Origin of the sequence: Enterococcus sp. DIV0561 (assembly GCF_050539875.1) — a bacterium.
GTDB lineage: Bacteria > Bacillota > Bacilli > Lactobacillales > Enterococcaceae > Enterococcus > Enterococcus faecalis.
Map to the genome: position 1 here is coordinate 1,299,798 of NZ_CP172927.1, position 18,359 is coordinate 1,318,156.

Annotated in this window: 17 protein-coding genes; 15 read left to right on the forward strand and 2 right to left on the reverse strand. The window is 36.8% G+C overall.

The window, feature by feature from the left end; all coding sequences use genetic code 11:
* Positions 1 to 29: 29 nt before the first annotated feature.
* Positions 30 to 416 (forward strand): hypothetical protein, encoded by a 387-nt coding sequence (locus IGM13_RS06335; protein ID WP_002419778.1) that lies wholly within the window; start codon positions 30 to 32, stop codon positions 414 to 416.
* Between the two features lie 162 nt (positions 417 to 578).
* On the opposite strand, the gene IGM13_RS06340 is transcribed toward IGM13_RS06335, so the two are convergent.
* Positions 579 to 929: a helix-turn-helix domain-containing protein gene (locus IGM13_RS06340; protein WP_002357747.1), complete on the reverse strand. Its 351-nt coding sequence runs from the start codon at positions 927 to 929 to the stop codon at positions 579 to 581.
* 191 nt (positions 930 to 1,120) lie between these two features.
* On the opposite strand from IGM13_RS06340, the gene IGM13_RS06345 reads away from it, so the two are divergent.
* From IGM13_RS06345 to IGM13_RS06365, 5 genes are all read left to right on the forward strand, one after another.
* Positions 1,121 to 2,554: an MFS transporter gene (locus IGM13_RS06345; protein ID WP_002369482.1), complete on the forward strand. Its 1,434-nt coding sequence runs from the start codon at positions 1,121 to 1,123 to the stop codon at positions 2,552 to 2,554.
* A gap of 204 nt (positions 2,555 to 2,758) precedes the next feature.
* Complete coding sequence (locus IGM13_RS06350; RefSeq protein WP_002419777.1) at positions 2,759 to 3,433, forward strand: metal-dependent hydrolase; 675 nt, start codon at positions 2,759 to 2,761, stop codon at positions 3,431 to 3,433.
* A 9-nt stretch (positions 3,434 to 3,442) separates the two neighbouring features.
* On the forward strand, positions 3,443 to 4,762 hold the full coding sequence (locus tag IGM13_RS06355; protein ID WP_002357743.1) for a DRTGG domain-containing protein: 1,320 nt from the start codon (positions 3,443 to 3,445) through the stop codon (positions 4,760 to 4,762).
* Between the two features lie 13 nt (positions 4,763 to 4,775).
* Entirely contained in the window at positions 4,776 to 5,729 is a 954-nt protein-coding gene (locus tag IGM13_RS06360; RefSeq protein ID WP_002419776.1) for a DHH family phosphoesterase, read from the forward strand.
* A 113-nt stretch (positions 5,730 to 5,842) separates the two neighbouring features.
* On the forward strand, positions 5,843 to 6,181 hold the full coding sequence (locus IGM13_RS06365; protein WP_002357741.1) for a zinc ribbon domain-containing protein YjdM: 339 nt from the start codon (positions 5,843 to 5,845) through the stop codon (positions 6,179 to 6,181).
* 60 nt (positions 6,182 to 6,241) lie between these two features.
* Here IGM13_RS06365 and IGM13_RS06370 read toward each other — a convergent pair whose 3' ends face one another.
* The gene (locus IGM13_RS06370) at positions 6,242 to 6,640 is read right to left on the reverse strand and encodes a hypothetical protein (RefSeq protein WP_025187065.1); all 399 of its coding nucleotides are present in this window, start codon (positions 6,638 to 6,640) and stop codon (positions 6,242 to 6,244) included.
* Positions 6,641 to 6,695: 55 nt separating this feature from the next.
* Here IGM13_RS06370 and IGM13_RS06375 point away from each other — a divergent pair, with 55 nt between their 5' ends.
* From IGM13_RS06375 to IGM13_RS06415, 9 genes are all read left to right on the forward strand, one after another.
* Entirely contained in the window at positions 6,696 to 7,877 is a 1,182-nt protein-coding gene (locus IGM13_RS06375; RefSeq protein ID WP_002419773.1) for a VanZ family protein, read from the forward strand.
* A 53-nt stretch (positions 7,878 to 7,930) separates the two neighbouring features.
* Positions 7,931 to 9,289, forward strand: coding sequence for a DEAD/DEAH box helicase (locus IGM13_RS06380; protein WP_002419772.1), 1,359 nt, complete (start codon positions 7,931 to 7,933; stop codon positions 9,287 to 9,289).
* Between the two features lie 548 nt (positions 9,290 to 9,837).
* On the forward strand, positions 9,838 to 10,518 hold the full coding sequence (locus IGM13_RS06385) for a helix-turn-helix domain-containing protein (RefSeq protein ID WP_002389199.1): 681 nt from the start codon (positions 9,838 to 9,840) through the stop codon (positions 10,516 to 10,518).
* A 348-nt stretch (positions 10,519 to 10,866) separates the two neighbouring features.
* Positions 10,867 to 13,509 carry an alanine--tRNA ligase gene (gene alaS, locus IGM13_RS06390; protein ID WP_002419770.1) on the forward strand — a complete coding sequence of 881 codons (2,643 nt, stop codon included), beginning with the start codon at positions 10,867 to 10,869 and terminating at the stop codon, positions 13,507 to 13,509.
* Positions 13,510 to 13,711: 202 nt separating this feature from the next.
* Positions 13,712 to 14,428 carry a tRNA (adenine(22)-N(1))-methyltransferase gene (locus IGM13_RS06395; protein ID WP_010827370.1) on the forward strand — a complete coding sequence of 239 codons (717 nt, stop codon included), beginning with the start codon at positions 13,712 to 13,714 and terminating at the stop codon, positions 14,426 to 14,428.
* A complete protein-coding gene (locus tag IGM13_RS06400; RefSeq protein WP_002413840.1) occupies positions 14,412 to 15,530 on the forward strand; it encodes a Nif3-like dinuclear metal center hexameric protein in 1,119 nt (372 codons plus the stop codon). Before IGM13_RS06395 ends, IGM13_RS06400 begins: the two co-directional genes overlap by 17 nt.
* Positions 15,531 to 15,558: 28 nt before the next feature.
* Entirely contained in the window at positions 15,559 to 16,788 is a 1,230-nt protein-coding gene (pepT, locus tag IGM13_RS06405; RefSeq protein WP_002419768.1) for a peptidase T, read from the forward strand.
* 145 nt (positions 16,789 to 16,933) lie between these two features.
* The gene (locus IGM13_RS06410) at positions 16,934 to 17,200 is read left to right on the forward strand and encodes a DUF1294 domain-containing protein (protein WP_002384578.1); all 267 of its coding nucleotides are present in this window, start codon (positions 16,934 to 16,936) and stop codon (positions 17,198 to 17,200) included.
* Positions 17,201 to 17,219: 19 nt separating this feature from the next.
* A complete protein-coding gene (locus IGM13_RS06415) occupies positions 17,220 to 18,248 on the forward strand; it encodes a lysylphosphatidylglycerol synthase transmembrane domain-containing protein (RefSeq protein WP_002360426.1) in 1,029 nt (342 codons plus the stop codon).
* Positions 18,249 to 18,359 lie beyond the last annotated feature (111 nt).

Consider the following 18,359-nt stretch of genomic DNA (forward strand, 5'->3'; position numbering starts at 1 on the left):
ATAAATTATAAATAGTGAAAGTATATATTATGTTAGGAGTAGAAACAATAGAAAAGAAAGTTATGTATGGTTGTGTTCTAACAAATTTGTTGGGTGTTAGTTTGGTGTTTAATTCACCAGTAGAGGCAGAAGAAGTCATTCAAAATGATGCGTTAGTTGAATTGCAAAACGAAATTGGTAGTCAATCTGTTAACTCAAGAAACAGAGCTTATGTTGGTTGGGTCGTGAGGTATTTCCATCAATATCAAACTCGAGCAACAGGGAACTGGGCGCCAAATTTACATGGATATGTTTATGGGAAAATCAATGTGCGTAATGGTTATTCTGCGAATGGATGGACGTATTTGGGAACAACGAATAATTCTAATTGGTTTACGATTGAACACAAGTTTAGACAAAATTATCGAGTATGGTGAATCGATTATTTTATAATTAAGGATAAATAAAGAAGATAAACCAAATAAATGCCAGAAGGTGACTCCTTCTGGCATTTATTTGGTTTATTATACAATGAATACGCTAGTTGTCGAATAAATTAATAAGTACAAACAACACAGAGCCGCTGACTGTCGTATTACTTAAGAATTTGTCATTTCAAATTTACGGAACCGCAAGAAACGATTTGCTTCTTCCTCTAACTGAGTAATTTCTTCTTCTGTTAACTCTTCCGTAGTAATGTGAATATGTAACTCTTTTTGTGTGCTTGTCATAGGTGCCTGATGATTAATCTCTGTTTGTTGGGTGCGGCCCATTAAATAGTCCAAGGAAACAGAAAAATAGTCTGCTATTTTTAAAAGATTCTCTACTTTAGGCGAAGAGGTATCCCAACGACGAATTTGTCCATTGGAAATGCCGACGTTTCTTTCTAATTGGGCGAGGGTTAATTGCTTTGACTGAGCTAGTTGTTTAATGCGAGAAATTAAGGTCATTTCAAGTCCTCCTTGCGTTTTCCGTTTGCTAATTTTAAATTAGCGTAAAAGCGAATGGTTGTCAATTGTGAGCGTGTAATAAGAAGGTGAACATCTCATGAGTGATTTTTTAGAAAATTTCCGATGAAAAAAAGAAGAAATAGAGTTATTATTAGTAAGTAAACTGTTTTGGAGCGAGAGGGGATGAATCAATGGAGAAAATTAAAAGTTACCAAGAGGATTCTGAAGTGCAGAAAAATCGTTGGTGGATCTTAGTTTCTGTGGCTATGTTTACCTTCATGTCTACATTAGATTCCAGCATTGTAAATATTGCTTTACCGACTATTTCAAAAGAAATGTCCGTACCCATGAATCAAGCGGAATGGGTCGTATCTATTTATTTAATGGTTGTCTGTGCTTGTTTATTATTATTTGGAAAAATTGGCGACAGTTTTGGAAAAATAAAAGTTTATCGAATTGGCACGGTTATTTTTACGATTGGTTCGTTACTTTGTGGCTTTAATCAATCGCTGAGCTTTCTATTATTTGCGCGAGTCGTTCAAAGTATTGGTGCTAGCATGACCATGGCGACCAATTCAGGAATTATTACGGAAGTATTCCCTTTAAACGAAAGAGGGCGGGCGCTTGGTGCAGTAGGTGCCTTTGTCTCTTTAGGCGCGATTGCTGGTCCTGGGATTGGTGGATTGATCTTATCAAACTTTTCTTGGTCGTATATTTTTTGGATTAATGTTCCTGTGGGGCTAGTTACAATTTTAATTGGCGAAAAGTTTCTACCAAAAGATATTACAAAAACAAAAGAAAAAATCGATTTTCCAGGATTTGCTTGTATTGCGATTGCGATTATGACGTTCTTCGGCGGGATTTTCCTCGGACAAGAGAGCGGGTTTGGCTCGTTACAATCCTATTTATTGTTCATTATTGCAGTAATCGCATTAGGATTATTTATAATGGTTGAACGAAAAAGAAAAAGCCCACTTATTAAGTTCGCAATTTTTAAAAACAAAATTTTTACTTTAAGTTTATTGTCTGCCGTTTTAATTTTTGCCTCAAACTTTTTTGTAAATGTTGTCATTCCATTTTATTTGCAGGATGCACGCAAACTAAGTGCTAGTTATGCTGGTCTATTAATGATGGTATTTCCGTTATTGATGGTGGTTGGGGCTCCTCTGAGTGGCTATTTGACGGATAAGATTGGCCCAGGTATTTTAACGTTTGGCGGATTGTTGCTTTTGTGCTGTACGTCGTTAATGTATATGTTTTTAGATATGAATTCCCCCATCTGGTATTATGTGATTGCAACAGCCATTATGGGATTGGGAAATGCACTTTTCCAGTCTCCAAACAATACAATGGTTATGAGCAGTGTTGAAAAGCAAGATTTAGGTGTAGCAGGAAGTATGAATTCTTTTGCTAGAAACTTAGGAATGGTCATTGGGATTGCGTTGTCAACGACCATTTTATATCGTGGCATGAGCGAAGCCTATGGTGAACGAGTAACCACGTATCTGGCTAATCGCCCAGATATATTTATTGTGGGAATGCGTGAAACCTTTTTTGTCGCCTTTCTATTATGTGTGGCGGCCTTTATATTAACGATTTTACGTTTTCGGAAAACAACCAAATAAGTAAAAAGAAACAGACGAGAAAGATTCATGATTTTTCTCGTCTGTTTCTTTATTAGCTAAGAAAATAAGCAAATGCGATTGTATATTTCTAATTCTCTGTTACAATAAAGAAAGTAAACTGTACTAAACTGTACTACTTTTAAAAATGAATTTGACGATTAATTATCATAAGATTGTGTAGAAAATACCGTAGGAGGAATACAAATGGAACTGATAGGACATGGACATTCATGTATTGAAATTCGTCTAAACGACGGCACGAATCTTTTATTTGATCCTTTTATTAATGGAAACCCTTTAACGGACGTTTCACTTGCAGACTTACACCCTGATTACATCTTAATCACTCACGGACACAGCGATCATATTGGCGATATGCTAGCAATTGCTCAAGCCAACAAGGCAACAATTATTGCGATAGCTGAAGTGGCTACGTATGCGCAGTCGCAAGGGGTAAAAGCGCATGGAATGAATCTAGGTGGGCGTTATGTCTTTCCTTTTGGTTCGGTTAAATTTGTGCCAGCTTTGCATAGTTCCGGTTATGAAATAGACGGCGTAATGACCTACATGGGCGAAGCAAGTGGGATTATTTTAGAAGCAGAAGATAAAAAAATTTATCACGCTGGTGATACGGCGTTGTTTTCAGATATGCGCCTTTTTGCAAAAGACAAATCCATTGATGTAGCGTTCTTACCAATTGGCGATAATTACACGATGGGACCAGAGGATGCGCTACAAGCAGTCTCTTACTTAAATCCCAAAATAACCATTCCAATTCATTACAATACCTTTCCTGTTATCCAACAAAATCCAGCAATATTCGTAGAGCAAGTAGTTGGCGGGAAAGTATTAAACCCAGGAGAGACGATCCTAGTTTAGGAGGAAATTATGGCGACGAAACATGATCAAATTTTAAAACATATTGAAGAATTACCGATTGGCGATCGAATCTCTGTTCGAAGCATTGCCAAAAGTTTAAGTGTTAGTGAAGGAACAGCGTATCGGGCCATCAAAGATGCAGAAAATATTGGGCTTGTTTCCACCATTCAACGTGTTGGTACGATACGAATTGAGCGGAAGTTAAAAAAACATATTGAAAAATTAACATTTGGTGAAGTGGTCCGGATTATTGAAGGGGATGTGTTAGGCGGTAGCTCTGGTCTAGACAAAGTCCTTAATAAATTTGTAATTGGTGCGATGACAGAAACCGCGATGACGCGATATATTACTCCCGGATCCTTAATGATTGTTGGTAACCGCCAAGGCGTGCAAAAGCTTGCTTTAGAAAATGGGGCAGCCGTTTTAATTACAGGTGGATTTGAAACATCTGAAGAGATTGCGCAGTTAGCAGATCGTCTGGGTATGCCTGTCTTGAGAACCACATATGATACATTTACTGTGGCTACTATGATTAACCGTGCTTTAAGTGATCAGCTGATTAAAAAAGACATTTTACTCGTCAGTGATATTTATACAGCGCTTGAAAAAACCAATTATTTGTTGACAACTCAAACGATTGCAGATTATCAGGCATTATCTGAAAGTACCCATCATTCTCGTTTCCCAGTAGTAAATAAGAAATTACGTTTAGTGGGGATTGTCACAGCCAAAGATGTCATTGGTAAAAGTGAACATTTAACCGTGGATAAAGTCATGACCAAGGATCCCAATGTTGTGAAAAAGATGATGAGTGTAGCGAGTGTCAGTCATCAAATGATTTGGGATGGTCTAGAAGTCATGCCGGTGGTGGAAGATGATTTAGCGCTTGTTGGGATTGTTTCTCGCCAAGATGTGATGAAAGCCATGCAATTGGTGCAACGACAACCACAAATTGCAGATACAATTTCAGATCAAATTTCCGGGGAAGTGATGCCTGTTGAAGAAAATGGCAAAGAAACAACCCGTTTTCGTTTTTCGGTTGCGCCCCAAATGGTTAACAGTGTTGGTACCATCTCGTTCGGTGTCCTAAGTGAAATTATTTCTAACGTGACACAACGAACAATGTTGATGAATCAAAAAAGAAATGTACTAATTGAACAAGTGAATCTACATTATTTGCGGCTAATCCAGTTGGAAAGTGAATTGGACATTCGTCCACGGATTTTAGAAATTGGTCGTCGCTCTGCAAAATTAGATATTGAAGTTTATTTAGAAAATGTCATTGTGGCAAAAGCAATTGTTGTTTGCCAAGTGATGGAGAGAACGTAGGAGGCTACAAAGAATGGACGTAGTAAAAGAAATTATGGCAGCAATTAAACAATATGAAACAATTATTATTCATAGACATCAAAGGCCCGACCCAGATGCGATTGGCTCACAGGTTGGGTTAGCAGAACTCTTAAGAGCGAGCTTTCCTGAAAAAAATATTTATCAAGTAGGCGGACCAGTGGAAGGTTTAGAGTTTTTAGCTGAAATGGACGTTATTACTGACGATGTCTATCGAGGTGCATTAGTCATTGTAACAGATACTGCAAATGCTCCACGAGTTAGTGATGCGCGTTTTTCTTTAGGCGATCAATTAATTAAAATCGATCATCATCCGAATGATGAACCTTATGGAGATTTAGTTTGGGTGAATACAAATGCAAGTAGTTGTAGTGAAATTATTGTTGATTTTTGGCAACAGCATTTAGCAGAATTAACGATGACAGATAATGCAGCTCGTTTATTGTATGCTGGGATTGTGGGGGATACAGGACGTTTTCTTTATCCTTCTACTTCGGCGCATACACTCGCTGTTGCTGCGCAATTGCGTACGTTTAACTTTAATGCCGCAGACTTAAATCGTGAGTTAGACCAAATGCCTTTAAAGGTTGCTAAATTAGCGGGTTATATTTATCAAAATTTAGAAATCGATGCAAATGGCGCTGCTCGTGTCATTTTACCACAAAGTATTTTAAACAGTTATGATATTGTCGATTCTGAAACGGCAGCCATTGTTTCAATGCCAGGAAAAATTGAAGATGTTCTCTCATGGGCAATCTTTGTTGAACAGCCAGAAGGTTATTATCGCGTTCGGTTACGTTCCAAAGGACCAATCATTAATACAATTGCTAAAAAACATCATGGCGGCGGCCATCCTTTGGCAAGTGGCGCTAATGCCCGTGATACAGCTGAAATTGAAGTGATTTACCAAGAAATCCAGGCAGCTTGCCAAGAGTGGGCTCAAAAATAAATAAGTAATTAGAAAGTAGTTATCGGTTGTTGATAAATCATTAGGACTACTTTTCATTCACTAGAAAATAAGGTAAAATGAAAAAGAATTATTTTTTACAAAGGAGAACGTTAATGACAGAGCAATTACCAAACTGCCCTGAATGTGGGTCGGCATATGCCTATGAAGATCGCGGATTATTTATTTGTCCAGAATGCGGTCATGAATGGTCACCAACGGAAGAAGTTGCAGAAGAAGGCTTAGTAGTTAAGGATTCAAATGGCAATCTTTTAGCGGATGGTGACAGTGTTACTGTAATCAAAGATTTGAAAGTTAAAGGTGCCAGTGGCGCAATTAAACAAGGCACAAAAGTGAAAAACATTCGTTTAGTGGAAGGCGATCATAACATCGACTGTAAGGTAGATGGCTTTGGTCCAATGAAGTTAAAATCAGAGTTTGTTAAGAAAAATTAAATTTCATTTGAATGATGAGACAGTAAGAGTCTAGGACACAACCATCGTCCTAGACTCTTACTAATGTTTATCGGTCTTGTATTTTATCATTGTACGAAGGCCGTGCCAAGCGTTGTAAAGTGTGAGGATTAACCCGATACCTAAAGGAATCCATAACCATTGCGGAGAATAAGCGGCATCTTTTAACGTTTCAGGGTTGATGGTCCATGATTCTTGCAATACTTGGAAACTAAAAACCATGAGAAATGTTGAAATAAGTAACAAAATAAACCGTAAATAATGAATCGTTGTTTGACGGTGAATCAGTGCAAAGAGTAAGTAGAGCACAAGTAAAAATAGCGGCACTCCAAACGCAAAATATGGCTGTAACATGAGAACGTCCTCCTTTTTCTTAATGATACTGCAAAGAAGAGGATTTGCAAAATAAAATTTATTGTTGGTACATTTTTCTAGAAACAAGTATAGTGTTATTGAGGCATTCATACTTGAAATTGTTTATCTTGGAGGGATTTTTATGGCAGTATATAGCGAACCAATTAAATGGGCAATCATTATTTTCCCGTTTCTAGCATTTTTTATTTCTGGGGCATTATTAATCTATGAATACCGCAAATATGGTTCCTTTGTTTGGACACGAGCAATGATTTTGTATTCATTTGTTTTTTATTTATTATGTGCCTATTTCTTGGTGATTTTACCGTTGCCATCTCGAGCAGAAGTGGCTCAATACACAGGACCAACAATGGAACTGCGGCCTTTTCATTTTATTTCAGGTATTTTAAACGAAACTGTTTTTTCGATCAAAGATCCTAGTACGTATTTGCCAGCATTAAAACAGCATGCCGTTTTAGAACCACTGTTTAATGTTTTATTAGTTTTACCTTTTGGTGTGTATTTACGGTATTATTTCAAATGTTCATTTTTAAAAACAGTTCTTGCAAGTTTTTTATTGTCATTATTTTTTGAATTAACACAGTTATCTGGCCTTTATTTTATTTATCCACGTTCGTATCGCCTGGCGGATGTCAATGATTTAATTAATAATACCGTCGGAGGCATGGTCGGTTATTGGTTGACGCCACTCTTTACCTTTTTATTGCCAACAAGAGAAGAAATTGATGCCACCTCTTATGAAAAAGGGCAGACAGTTAGCCTGTTAAGACGTTTCTTTGCATGGGGGATTGATTGGTTGGTGATTGGCTTTGTGCAAGGCCTGCTCGTTTTTGGACTAAATTTCATTCCAGCTTATAAAAATTTGGCAACCAATTATCCGTTTTTTTCAGATCGGATGTGGTTCTTTATCATGGTGTTTGCGGTCTTTATCGTCATGATGAAACTGACAAATGGTCAAACGTTAGGGAAAAAAGTTGTGCGCATTCGGGTGGTTGAAACAGGACATGAAAAAATTCGTTTAAAAGCTTTGTTTGTTCGCTACGGTTATTTGTATTTTGTATATGGCTTAATTAGTATTTATCTAGCTAATGCCGCTGATTTATTGAATTCTTCTAATCGGATGTTGCAAATGGTGTCATTGCTTCTGTATTTGTTCTGTTTAATTTTATATTTACTATTTTTGATCAACGTTTTGTTAACCTTGATTCGTAAAAAACGGCGTTTGTTTTATGAAAAAGCCAGCCATACTTATACAGTCAGTACATTAGAAGTTGCGAAAACAAAGGAATCAGCAGGTGAGTAAAAGTTGTTTTTGTGTTATAATGCCAAAGTGCATAAAGAATTTAACGAGAAGAGGTGAGGCAAGTGCCTTCATTTAAACAATTTCAATTTCAACCTTTTATCAACGAAGCACTCGCAGAAAAAGGGTTTGAAGAACCAACAGAAGTCCAAGAAAAATTAATCCCAATCATTAAGAAAGGGAAAAGTGTCATTGGACAATCGCAAACAGGAAGTGGAAAGACGCATACTTTTTTACTTCCATTAATGGATAAAGTTAAGCCAACTATCGACGAAGTGCAAATTGTGATTACTGCGCCTAGTCGTGAATTAGCCAATCAAATTTATCAAGAAGCGCAGCAACTGGCTCGTTTCAGTCAACCAGAAATTCGCGTATCAAATTTTGTTGGCGGAACAGATAAACAACGTCAATTAACTAAATTAAAGCATCAGCAACCTCATGTGGTGATTGGTACACCAGGGCGGATTTTAGATATGATGAATGAACAAGCTTTGAAAGTGCATACGGCTTTTGCCTTTGTTGTCGATGAAGCAGACATGACATTAGATATGGGCTTTTTAGCAGAAGTCGATCAAATTGCAGGTCGTTTGCCAGAAAAATTACAAATGCTCGTTTTTTCTGCAACCATTCCAGAAAAATTACGACCATTTTTAAAAAAATATTTAGAAAATCCAGTGATTGAACATATCAAACCAAAAGCAGTTATTTCAGAAACAATTGACAATTGGTTGATTTCCACCAAAGGAAAAAACAGCAATCAAATAATTTATCAATTATTGACTATCGGGCATCCTTATTTAGCGATTGTTTTTGCAAATACTAAACAAAGAGTTGATGAAATCACCGATTACTTAAAAGATCAGGGCCTAAAAGTTGCCAAAATTCATGGAGACATCACACCACGCGAAAGAAAACGTGTGATGCGTCAAGTTCAAAATCTTGACTACCAATATGTGGTAGCTACTGATTTAGCCGCACGTGGGATTGATATTGAAGGGGTTTCACATGTCATCAATGCAGAAGTTCCACATGAATTGGACTTCTTTATTCATCGGGTTGGCCGCACAGGACGTAATGGATTGAATGGAACTGCCATAACATTATATTCACCAGCAGATGATGAAGCGATTACTCAGATTGAGCAGTTAGGTGTTTCTTTCAAACCAAAAGAAATTAAAAATGGTGAGATTGTAGAGACGTATGATCGCAACCGTCGAACAAAACGAGAAAAATCTCGAGAAGAATTAGACCCAACGTTAATTGGTTTAGTGAAAAAGAAAAAGAAAAAAATTAAACCAGGATACAAGAAAAAAATTAATTGGGCAATTGAAGACAGCAATAAGAAAAAACGTAAAATTGAACGTCGTCAGAAAGATCGTTCTGCTAGAAAAGCAAAAAAGAATTCTTCTAACTAAAAACGTTGTGGATTATTTAAAGTAAGGGACGAGAATCTTTAAGATTCTCGTCCCTTACTTTTTTATATGATAAATATTTAAGTCACTTTTAAAATAACTCTTTTTTTAAAGTGACTATTGCTAAAAGTAGAGAAATTTACCGATTAATTGTAAAGATTTTTGTTAAAAACATCAAAATGTTAGTGTTTAGAACCAACATTTTGATGTTTTCTCAAGAAAAAAATGATAAAATTACAGATTTTTTGGCATGTTTTAGCAAAAAGTAGGAAGTTTCGGCCTTTTTTTTGTAAAAAAATCGGCTTTATTAGTTGATATTAAAGGAAATTCATTTTTTTTTACGGAGGATAAAAAAATTTCACACACAAAAAAATGCATTTTCTAATATAATATAAATAACCACTAAAATAAAGAATAAAGGAGCGAAGAGAGATGAAGATAAAAAGGTATTTATTAATCAATCGCTGGAGGAAACACGCGATTTGGTAACGTATTTTGATCGGTGCGTTTAGTTATGGGTAACAGAAAGAAGTTCTAGGAGGAAAGAAAAAATGAGAAGGATTTTGGTATTAACAAAGAACATTTTAGTTGAGCAAACATTTCAGCAGCAATTACAATATTTAAATTATGAAGTCTTTTGTACAAACTGCTTTGAAGAAACTGTAGAACACGAGTTAACTTTTTTTAATTATTTTGATGCAATTGTGTTAAGCGAAACACTTTCTCAGAACGATTGCTTGAGATTATTAGGAAGTCTTTCATCATTAGAGAAGCCGATTTATCGACGTTCACAATCGATGTGTAACAAACGTGAAGCGGAGATTTGGCAGGAAAGAGGCATTATCCGGTGGTTGGGCCTCAAAGATTCATTGGAAGAGATTCGTGAAAAAATTGACACGGTGGATCAAAGTTTTGCCGAAGCAACAGCCGAGCTACTTGATGACCAAGTAAAAAAGATTCGCTTTACAAAAAACGAGCAACGCTTTTTAAAAATCTTGTATCAGCATGCCCACGAAGGGTTGGATCGTGATCAAATTTGTCGCTTGCTTTGGCAGAAAGAACCAGATGCTTCTACAAAATCGCAGCTGTCTTTTGTATGTAAACGAGTGAAACAAAAATTTAGTGATGCAGGTATGAATGAAGAGATTATTACGACCTCTTGGGGAAAAGGGTATCAAATAAATGAAAAAATTTTGCCTTATTTAGAGCAAACGTTGTTTGAAACAGCTTAGTAAGGAAAGATTCCTACGAAAACAATTGACTTTTCGGTAGATTTTTCTTATACTTTGGACTATAAGCTAAAGGATATGAGGAATCTTATTTGGATCACAGAAAGCCGTTCATTGCTGAGAGAAGGGCATCAGATAAATTTACTTGCTCCCTTTAGATGGACTTGATAGAAATATCAACGCGACTCTGCGTTATAGAGCTTAAGAGGTAATGATCCAACATCATTGCAATCAAGGTGGTACCGCGAGCAATCGTCCTTGACTGCAATGGTGTTTTTTGTGTTCACAATCTGCCACTTAAGAGGGTACAAAATATAAATAGTTAATTATTAATAGAAAGTAGGAAAATCAATGAAAGAATTAACAAGTAGTCAAGTTCGCCAAATGTATTTAGACTTCTTTAAGTCTAAAGGACATTCAGTAGAACCAAGCGCTTCTTTAGTACCAGTAAACGATCCAACATTATTATGGATTAACTCTGGTGTTGCAACCTTGAAAAAATATTTTGATGGCTCTGTTGTGCCAGAAAATCCAAGAATTACGAATGCTCAAAAATCTATTCGTACAAATGATATTGAGAATGTTGGGAAAACGGCTCGTCATCATACAATGTTTGAAATGTTAGGGAACTTCTCAATTGGAGATTATTTTAAAAATGAAGCGATTCACTGGGCCTGGGAATTTTTAACTGGTGCTGAATGGCTTGCTTTTGACCCAGAAAAATTATATGTGACTGTTTATCCGAAAGATACAGAAGCAAAACGCATTTGGCGTGATGAAGTTGGTTTATCTGAAGACCATATTATTGATGTAGAAGATAACTTCTGGGATATCGGTGCTGGTCCAAGTGGTCCGGATACGGAAATCTTTTATGATCGCGGCGAAGAATTTTTAGATATTCCAGAAGATGATCCAGAAAATTATCCTGGTGGCGAAAATGAACGCTATTTAGAAATTTGGAACTTAGTGTTCTCTGAATTTAACCATACACCAGAAGATACGTATGAACCATTACCACATAAAAACATTGATACGGGCATGGGCTTGGAACGTGTTGTTTCTATCATTCAAGATGCACCAACAAATTTTGAAACTGATTTATTTATGCCAATCATTCATGCGGTAGAAGCTTTAGGAACCAACGTGAAATATGGAGATGCACCACAAACGGATGTTTCCTTTAAAGTGATTGCTGACCATATTCGTGCTTTATCCTTTGCAATTGGTGATGGTGCGCTTCCTTCAAATGAAGGTCGTGGCTATGTGTTACGTCGTTTATTACGTCGTGCGGTAATGCACGGGAAAAAATTAGGCATTAATGAAGCCTTTTTATACAAATTAGTGCCTGTTGTTGGGGAAATCATGGTAAGCTACTATCCAGAAGTATTACAACAAAAAGACTTCATCGAAAAAGTGGTTCGGACAGAGGAAGAACGTTTCCATGAAACCATCAATGAAGGTTTAAGCATGTTAAATGAGGTTATTAAAGAAGTTAAAGATGCAAAAGGCAATACATTAGATGGAAAAATTATCTTCAAACTTTATGATACTTTTGGCTTCCCGGTAGAATTAACGGAAGAAGTTGCAGAAGATGAAGGCTTGAAAGTCGATCATGCTGGGTTTGAGACAGAAATGGAAGCACAGCGTGAACGTGCTCGTTCTGCCCGCAGTAAAGAAACTTCAATGGGTGTTCAATCTGCTTTATTAACAGATATTAAAGTAGAAAGTAAATTTGTTGGCTATACAGAATTAACACATGATAGTGAATTATTTGTTATTATTCAAGGTGACGCACTAGTAAATGAAGCATCTGCAGGAACAGCCGAATTAATTTTTGCTGAAACACCATTTTATGCTGAAATGGGTGGACAAATTGCTGACCGCGGCTATGTAAAAAATACCGCAGGGGAAGTCGTTGCCAACGTGGTGGATGTGAAAAAAGCACCAAATGGTCAATTTTTACACAAAGTAGAAGTTTTGGCGCCATTAGCTGAAGGCCAAATTTATCAATTGCAAGTGGACGAACGGATGCGGACACGTATTTTGAAAAACCATACGGCAACCCATTTATTGCATCGTGCTTTAAAAGATGTGTTAGGGGAGCATGCCAACCAAGCAGGCTCATTAGTGGCACCAGGACATCTACGTTTTGACTTTACTCATTTTGGGCAAGTTACATCAGAAGAACTAGCGCGGATGGAAGCCATCGTTAACGAAAAAATCTGGGAAGCTATTCCTGTTGTCACAATTGAAACAGATATTGATACAGCGAAAAACATGGGCGCAATGGCGTTATTTGGCGAAAAATATGGCAAAGAAGTCCGTGTAGTTAATATTGGGGATTACTCTATCGAATTATGTGGTGGAACACACGTTGCTAATACAGAAGATATCGGGATTTTCAAAATTGTTTCCGAATCTGGGATTGGTGCAGGAGTACGCCGTATTGAGGCAGTGACGAGTAAAGAAGCGTATCAACTTTTACAAGAAGAAGAACGTCAATTGAAAGAGATTGCTACATTAGTTAAATCACCTCAATTAAAAGAAGTGGTTACGAAAACAGAGCAATTGCAACAACAATTACGTGATCTACAAAAAGAAAACGAACAATTGGCTGGCAAATTAGCGAACCAACAAGCTGGTGACATTTTCAAAGATGTCAAAGAAGTCAACGGTGTTCGTTATATTGCCGCTCAAGTCAATGTTAAAGACATGAGTCAATTACGCCAATTGGCCGACCAATGGAAACAAAAAGAATTGTCTGATGTACTAGTTCTAGCAACTGCACAAGATGAAAAAGTAAGTTTGTTAGCGGCTATGACAAAAGACATGAACGGAAAAGGCCTAAAAGCCGGTGACTTAATCAAAGCAATTGCGCCAAAAGTTGGCGGTGGCGGCGGTGGTCGTCCTGATATGGCTCAAGCTGGTGGGAAAAATCCAGCAGGGATTGCGGATGCCTTAGCAGAAGTTGAAAACTGGTTGGCAAAGGCCTAATTAAAAATGTTTTCCCTATTATTAATATAAGGAGAATGCTCTTTATAGCAATAATGACAGCCCTCTTCAAAGTTATGAAATTGATTTTGAAGGGGGTTCTTTTTGATAAGTGATTACGGAGAGAAAACAGTAGATTGCACGAATGTGTAAGTTTTCATCTTCAATTGACAATGGTATAATAAGCAACGGAGGAATCAAAAATATGAATGAAAATCAATTATCAAAACGTCTCGCAACGGTTGGTGATTTAATCCCTAGAGGAAGTCGCTTAGCAGACATTGGTTCAGACCATGCTTATTTACCAGTTGCTTTAATGTTAGAAAATAAACTGTCTTTTGCTGTGGCTGGGGAAGTGGTGGAAGGCCCTTATCAATCTGCCAAAACTCAAGTTAGTAAATCCAATTTGACGGATAAAATTATCGTACGTTTAGCGAACGGGCTAGATGCAATTGAACCTGAAGATCAAATAGACGTCATTAGTATTTGTGGAATGGGCGGCACATTAATCCGAGATATTTTAGAAGCTGGACGCAAAAAAAATCGTTTAACAGGGAAGGAACGCCTTGTTTTACAACCGAATATTGGTGAACCAACTTTACGCCGCTGGTTAATGGTAAACGACTACAGTATTATTGATGAAACAATCGTGGAAGAAAACCGTAAATTGTATGAAATTATCGTAGCCGAAAAAACAGAGCAATCCGTTTCTTATACGGACCAAGAATTACTATTTGGGCCAGTTTTAATTAAAAAACAAGGACCGGTTTTTACTAAAAAATGGCAACGAGAATTAAAACAGCGCAAAACTGTTCTTGCACAACTAGCAAGAGCAAGTGGAGAACATATTGAAAAACAAGCGAAACTACAGCAAGACCAACAATTAATTGAGGAGGTACTGACCAATGGCTGTGAACGGTAAGACATTGATTCGACGCTTCAATGACTATTGTCCCGAGTGGTTAGCTGAAACGGGAGATCCTGTGGGCTTGCACATTGGCACGTTAGATAAACCAATTGAAAATGTGATGGTTACCTTAGATGTTCGTCCTGAGGTCGTTGCAGAAGCAATTGAGAAGCAGGTTGATTTAATTATTGCGAAACACCCACCTATTTTCCGCCCAGTTAAGCGATTAACCACAGATAATTTTCAAGAAAAAATGTACGCTGATTTATTAAAACACGATATTGCTGTTTACGCAGCGCATACTAATATGGATATTATTGACAATGGCTTAAACGATTGGTTTTGTGAATTATTGGGAATTAAACAGACCACCTTTTTAACTAAAACACATACTGTTCCTTATAAAAAATTAGCCGTTTTTGTGCCAATTGATGAAGCTCCGCAAATGAGAGAAGCTTTAGGTCTAGCTGGCGCTGGAGCTCAAGGTGATTATTCTAAAACAAGTTACTCTTTAATTGGAACAGGACGTTTTACACCAACACAAGGAGCAAATCCCACGATTGGCGAAATTGGTCAAGAAAGTGTCGTCCAAGAAGCAAAAATCGAAGTGATTTTCCCTGAAACTAAGCAGGAACAAGTTCTTGCAGCTATGTTACAAGCGCATCCTTATGAAGAACCGGCGTATGATGTTTATACCATTGAAAATCAATCAAAAGAATTTGGTTTAGGTCGGGTTGGAGTATTAGACAAGCCTGTGAGATTCTCTGATTTTGTACAGCAAGTCAAGGAAGCTTTCCAATTGGACGGCTTGCGGGTCATTGCAAAAGATGATACTAAAATGATTCAACGGGTAGCCATTTGTGGTGGAAGTGGTGAAAAATTCTATCATGATGCATTACGTAAACAAGCCGATGTCTATATTACTGGTGATGTGTATTATCATACGGCACATGACATGATTGCTGAAGATTTACCAGTCATCGATCCTGGTCATTACATTGAAGCGCTTTGTAAGCCAAAACTTGTGGAATTAATGAATCAATGGAAACAAGAAAATGAGTGGGCTGTATCCATTTTTGAATCAGAAGCGAATACCAACCCATTTCGTTTTAAATAAAAAATGAAGATTAAAGGAGTGTTCTTTTATGTATGAAAATTTATTACCTCGTTTTTTACGCTATGTGAAAACAGAAACACGCTCAGATGCAACAAGCACAACGACACCATCAACACAAACACAAGTAGCCTTTGCACAAACCTTAAAAAAAGAATTAGAAGAATTAGGAATGAGCGATGTTATTTATAACGAAACAAATGGTTTTGTAATTGCTACGTTACCTAGTAACGTGGAGAAAGACGTTCGTTCAATCGGCTTTATTGCCCATATGGATACCGCTGATTTTAATGCAGTGAATGTTTCTCCGCAAATTGTTGAGAACTATGACGGAGAATCAACGATTCCTTTAGATAAAGAAGGCAAATTCACTTTAAATACGAAAGACTTTCCTAACTTAAAAAATTATCGTGGTGAAACACTTATCACAACCGATGGTACCACTTTATTAGGGGCTGATGATAAATCAGGTATTGCGGAAATAATGACAGCCATGGAATATTTAATTAATCACCCAGAAATTAAACATGGCACCATTCGTGTGGCTTTCGGTCCTGACGAAGAAATTGGTGTAGGTGCCGACAAATTTGATGTCGCTCAATTTAACGTGGATTTTGCTTATACAATGGATGGCGGACCAGTAGGTGAATTACAATTTGAAACGTTTAATGCGGCGCAAGCAGAAATTACAATTCAAGGGAAAAACGTTCATCCAGGAACAGCAAAAAATACAATGATTAATGCGTTACAATTAGGAATTGATTTCCATAATGCCTTACCTGCTGACGAAGTTCCAGAAAAAACAGAAGGTGAAGAAGGCTTTTATCATTTAGCAGCGTTTGCTGGAACGCCAGAAGAAGCTACAATGACATATATTATTCGCGATCACAATCGCGAGATTTTTGAAGCACGTAAAGCTAAAATTAAAGAAATTCAGCAAACATTGAATGCACCATTTGATGAAGAACGAATTAAAGTTGATTTATTTGATCAATACTATAATATGCGAGAAGTGATTGAAAAAGATATGTCCATTATCGAAATTGCTAAACAAGCAATGGAAGAATTGTCAATTCAACCAATTATTGAACCTGTTCGCGGTGGAACGGATGGCTCAAAAATTTCTTATTTAGGGATTCCAACACCAAATATCTTTGCTGGTGGCGAAAATATGCATGGCCGTTTTGAATTTGTTTCATTACAAGCCATGGAAAAAGCGACCAATGTGATTATTAAAATTGCTGAATTAAATGCAAAATAAATGAGGCACTCAATAGGAAAGTAAGAAAACGGGCAACCGAGAGCTTACTTTCCTGTTGTAGTTTCATGAGTCATTGAAAATTTTTTTGCAATTAGAATCAGAACAAGGTATCCTAGTACAGTAACTAGTTAGGAGGCCAGAAAGAATGCTTCAGTGGATAGTAATCATTTATCTCCTCGTCATTAATTTAGTATTGTTTAGTATGATGGGTTATGATAAAAAACAAGCAAAACGTGGGAACTGGCGTATTCCAGAACGCCGCTTATTGACGATAGGACTTGTCGGTGGTGGTTTAGGTGGGCTAATGGGACAAAAGAAATTTCATCATAAAACCCAAAAACCAGTTTTTGCATTGTGTTATTCAATTGGCGTAATCGCGATGATTAGTTGCATCTATCTAACGTTTAAGTAAGAACAAAAAAGGAGAAGCGATGAAAGGAAAAGTAAAAATTGGCTTAAATATGTTGTTAATGATTATCGTTTTAGGCGTAATCTTTTATGTCATGGATAATTCATTAAGTGATATTTTTGCTCAACTGATGGAAACAAGTTGGCTGGTGCTGATTGCTGTTATTTTTTTTGGTGTAGTTTATCAATTTGCAGAAGGGCGCTCAATCAAGGAAATAGCTCGTTATTTTAACAAAGACTTTACGACAGTGGATGGTTTTTTTACTTCTTGTTATGTAGCATTTTATCGGATTATTTCATTTGGCACGGGAACCTTGCTTTCAGAAATTTATTTTTATAAGAAAAAGGGAATTCCTGTTTCTAAAAGTGTGGGGATAACGGCATTACATATGATTATGTACAAAGCAGCCGTGATTTTTTTAGCAATTATTGGTTTGATTATTCAATTTTCCCTGTTTTATGAAAATGCGCCTAAGATGATTCCATTTATTTTAGCAGGTGTTATTTTAACATTAGTAATAATTGCAGCATTACTTATTTTATCTAGTAGCTTAAAGTTGCAAGTTTTATTGGTTAAGTTTGCCAATCGTTGGTTTAAACGACCAAAACTAAGAGATTGGGTGGATAATTGTAATTTACAAATCTATTCCTTGCGGGCGGCTGTCCAAACAATTACACAAGATCGCTCAGCGTTGCTTCGAATCTTTTCATGGAATGTATTTAAATTATTATTTTGGTACATTATTCCTTACATTGTTTTAGTAGAAAATCACCCGAATATTGATTTATTATTAGTGATGTCCTTTACCAGTTTTGCTGTTATTCTTTCAGGAGTTATTCCGACACCTGCTGGCATTGGTCCATTTGAATTTGTTTACTTATTGTTGTTTAAACCATTGGTCGGCAATGTTGATGCTGTAGCATCTGTTTTACTGTATCGATTTGGTAGCTTTGTGTTACCCTTTTTGATTGGCTTGGTTTATGTCGCCATTGAGAAACGAAAATCATTACGCATTGAGATTGAAGAAATAAAACGTCAAACCGATGAATAAGGTAGAATGAGAAAAAGAGCGACTCTTTTTCTCGTTCTTTTTTTTAAAAGGAATTGACTTGTACGAGGGATGTCTTATAATAGACTTAATACATGACTAAAAAATATTTTT

Excerpts from the sequence above, each read along its gene's own strand:
- IGM13_RS06415 (WP_002360426.1), top strand. The coding sequence starts at position 17,220 with ATGAAAGGAAAAGTAAAAATTGGCTTAAATATGTTGTTAATGATTATC.
- IGM13_RS06410 (WP_002384578.1), top strand. The coding sequence starts at position 16,934 with ATGCTTCAGTGGATAGTAATCATTTATCTCCTCGTCATTAATTTAGTA.
- pepT (WP_002419768.1), top strand. The coding sequence starts at position 15,559 with ATGTATGAAAATTTATTACCTCGTTTTTTACGCTATGTGAAAACAGAA.
- IGM13_RS06375 (WP_002419773.1), top strand. The coding sequence starts at position 6,696 with ATGGCAGTATATAGCGAACCAATTAAATGGGCAATCATTATTTTCCCG.
- IGM13_RS06335 (WP_002419778.1), top strand. The coding sequence starts at position 30 with ATGTTAGGAGTAGAAACAATAGAAAAGAAAGTTATGTATGGTTGTGTT.
- IGM13_RS06355 (WP_002357743.1), top strand. The coding sequence starts at position 3,443 with ATGGCGACGAAACATGATCAAATTTTAAAACATATTGAAGAATTACCG.
- IGM13_RS06395 (WP_010827370.1), top strand. The coding sequence starts at position 13,712 with ATGAATGAAAATCAATTATCAAAACGTCTCGCAACGGTTGGTGATTTA.
- IGM13_RS06350 (WP_002419777.1), top strand. The coding sequence starts at position 2,759 with ATGGAACTGATAGGACATGGACATTCATGTATTGAAATTCGTCTAAAC.
- IGM13_RS06340 (WP_002357747.1), bottom strand. The coding sequence starts at position 929 with ATGACCTTAATTTCTCGCATTAAACAACTAGCTCAGTCAAAGCAATTA.
- IGM13_RS06345 (WP_002369482.1), top strand. The coding sequence starts at position 1,121 with ATGGAGAAAATTAAAAGTTACCAAGAGGATTCTGAAGTGCAGAAAAAT.
- IGM13_RS06365 (WP_002357741.1), top strand. The coding sequence starts at position 5,843 with ATGACAGAGCAATTACCAAACTGCCCTGAATGTGGGTCGGCATATGCC.
- IGM13_RS06400 (WP_002413840.1), top strand. The coding sequence starts at position 14,412 with ATGGCTGTGAACGGTAAGACATTGATTCGACGCTTCAATGACTATTGT.
- alaS (WP_002419770.1), top strand. The coding sequence starts at position 10,867 with ATGAAAGAATTAACAAGTAGTCAAGTTCGCCAAATGTATTTAGACTTC.
- IGM13_RS06385 (WP_002389199.1), top strand. The coding sequence starts at position 9,838 with ATGAGAAGGATTTTGGTATTAACAAAGAACATTTTAGTTGAGCAAACA.
- IGM13_RS06360 (WP_002419776.1), top strand. The coding sequence starts at position 4,776 with ATGGACGTAGTAAAAGAAATTATGGCAGCAATTAAACAATATGAAACA.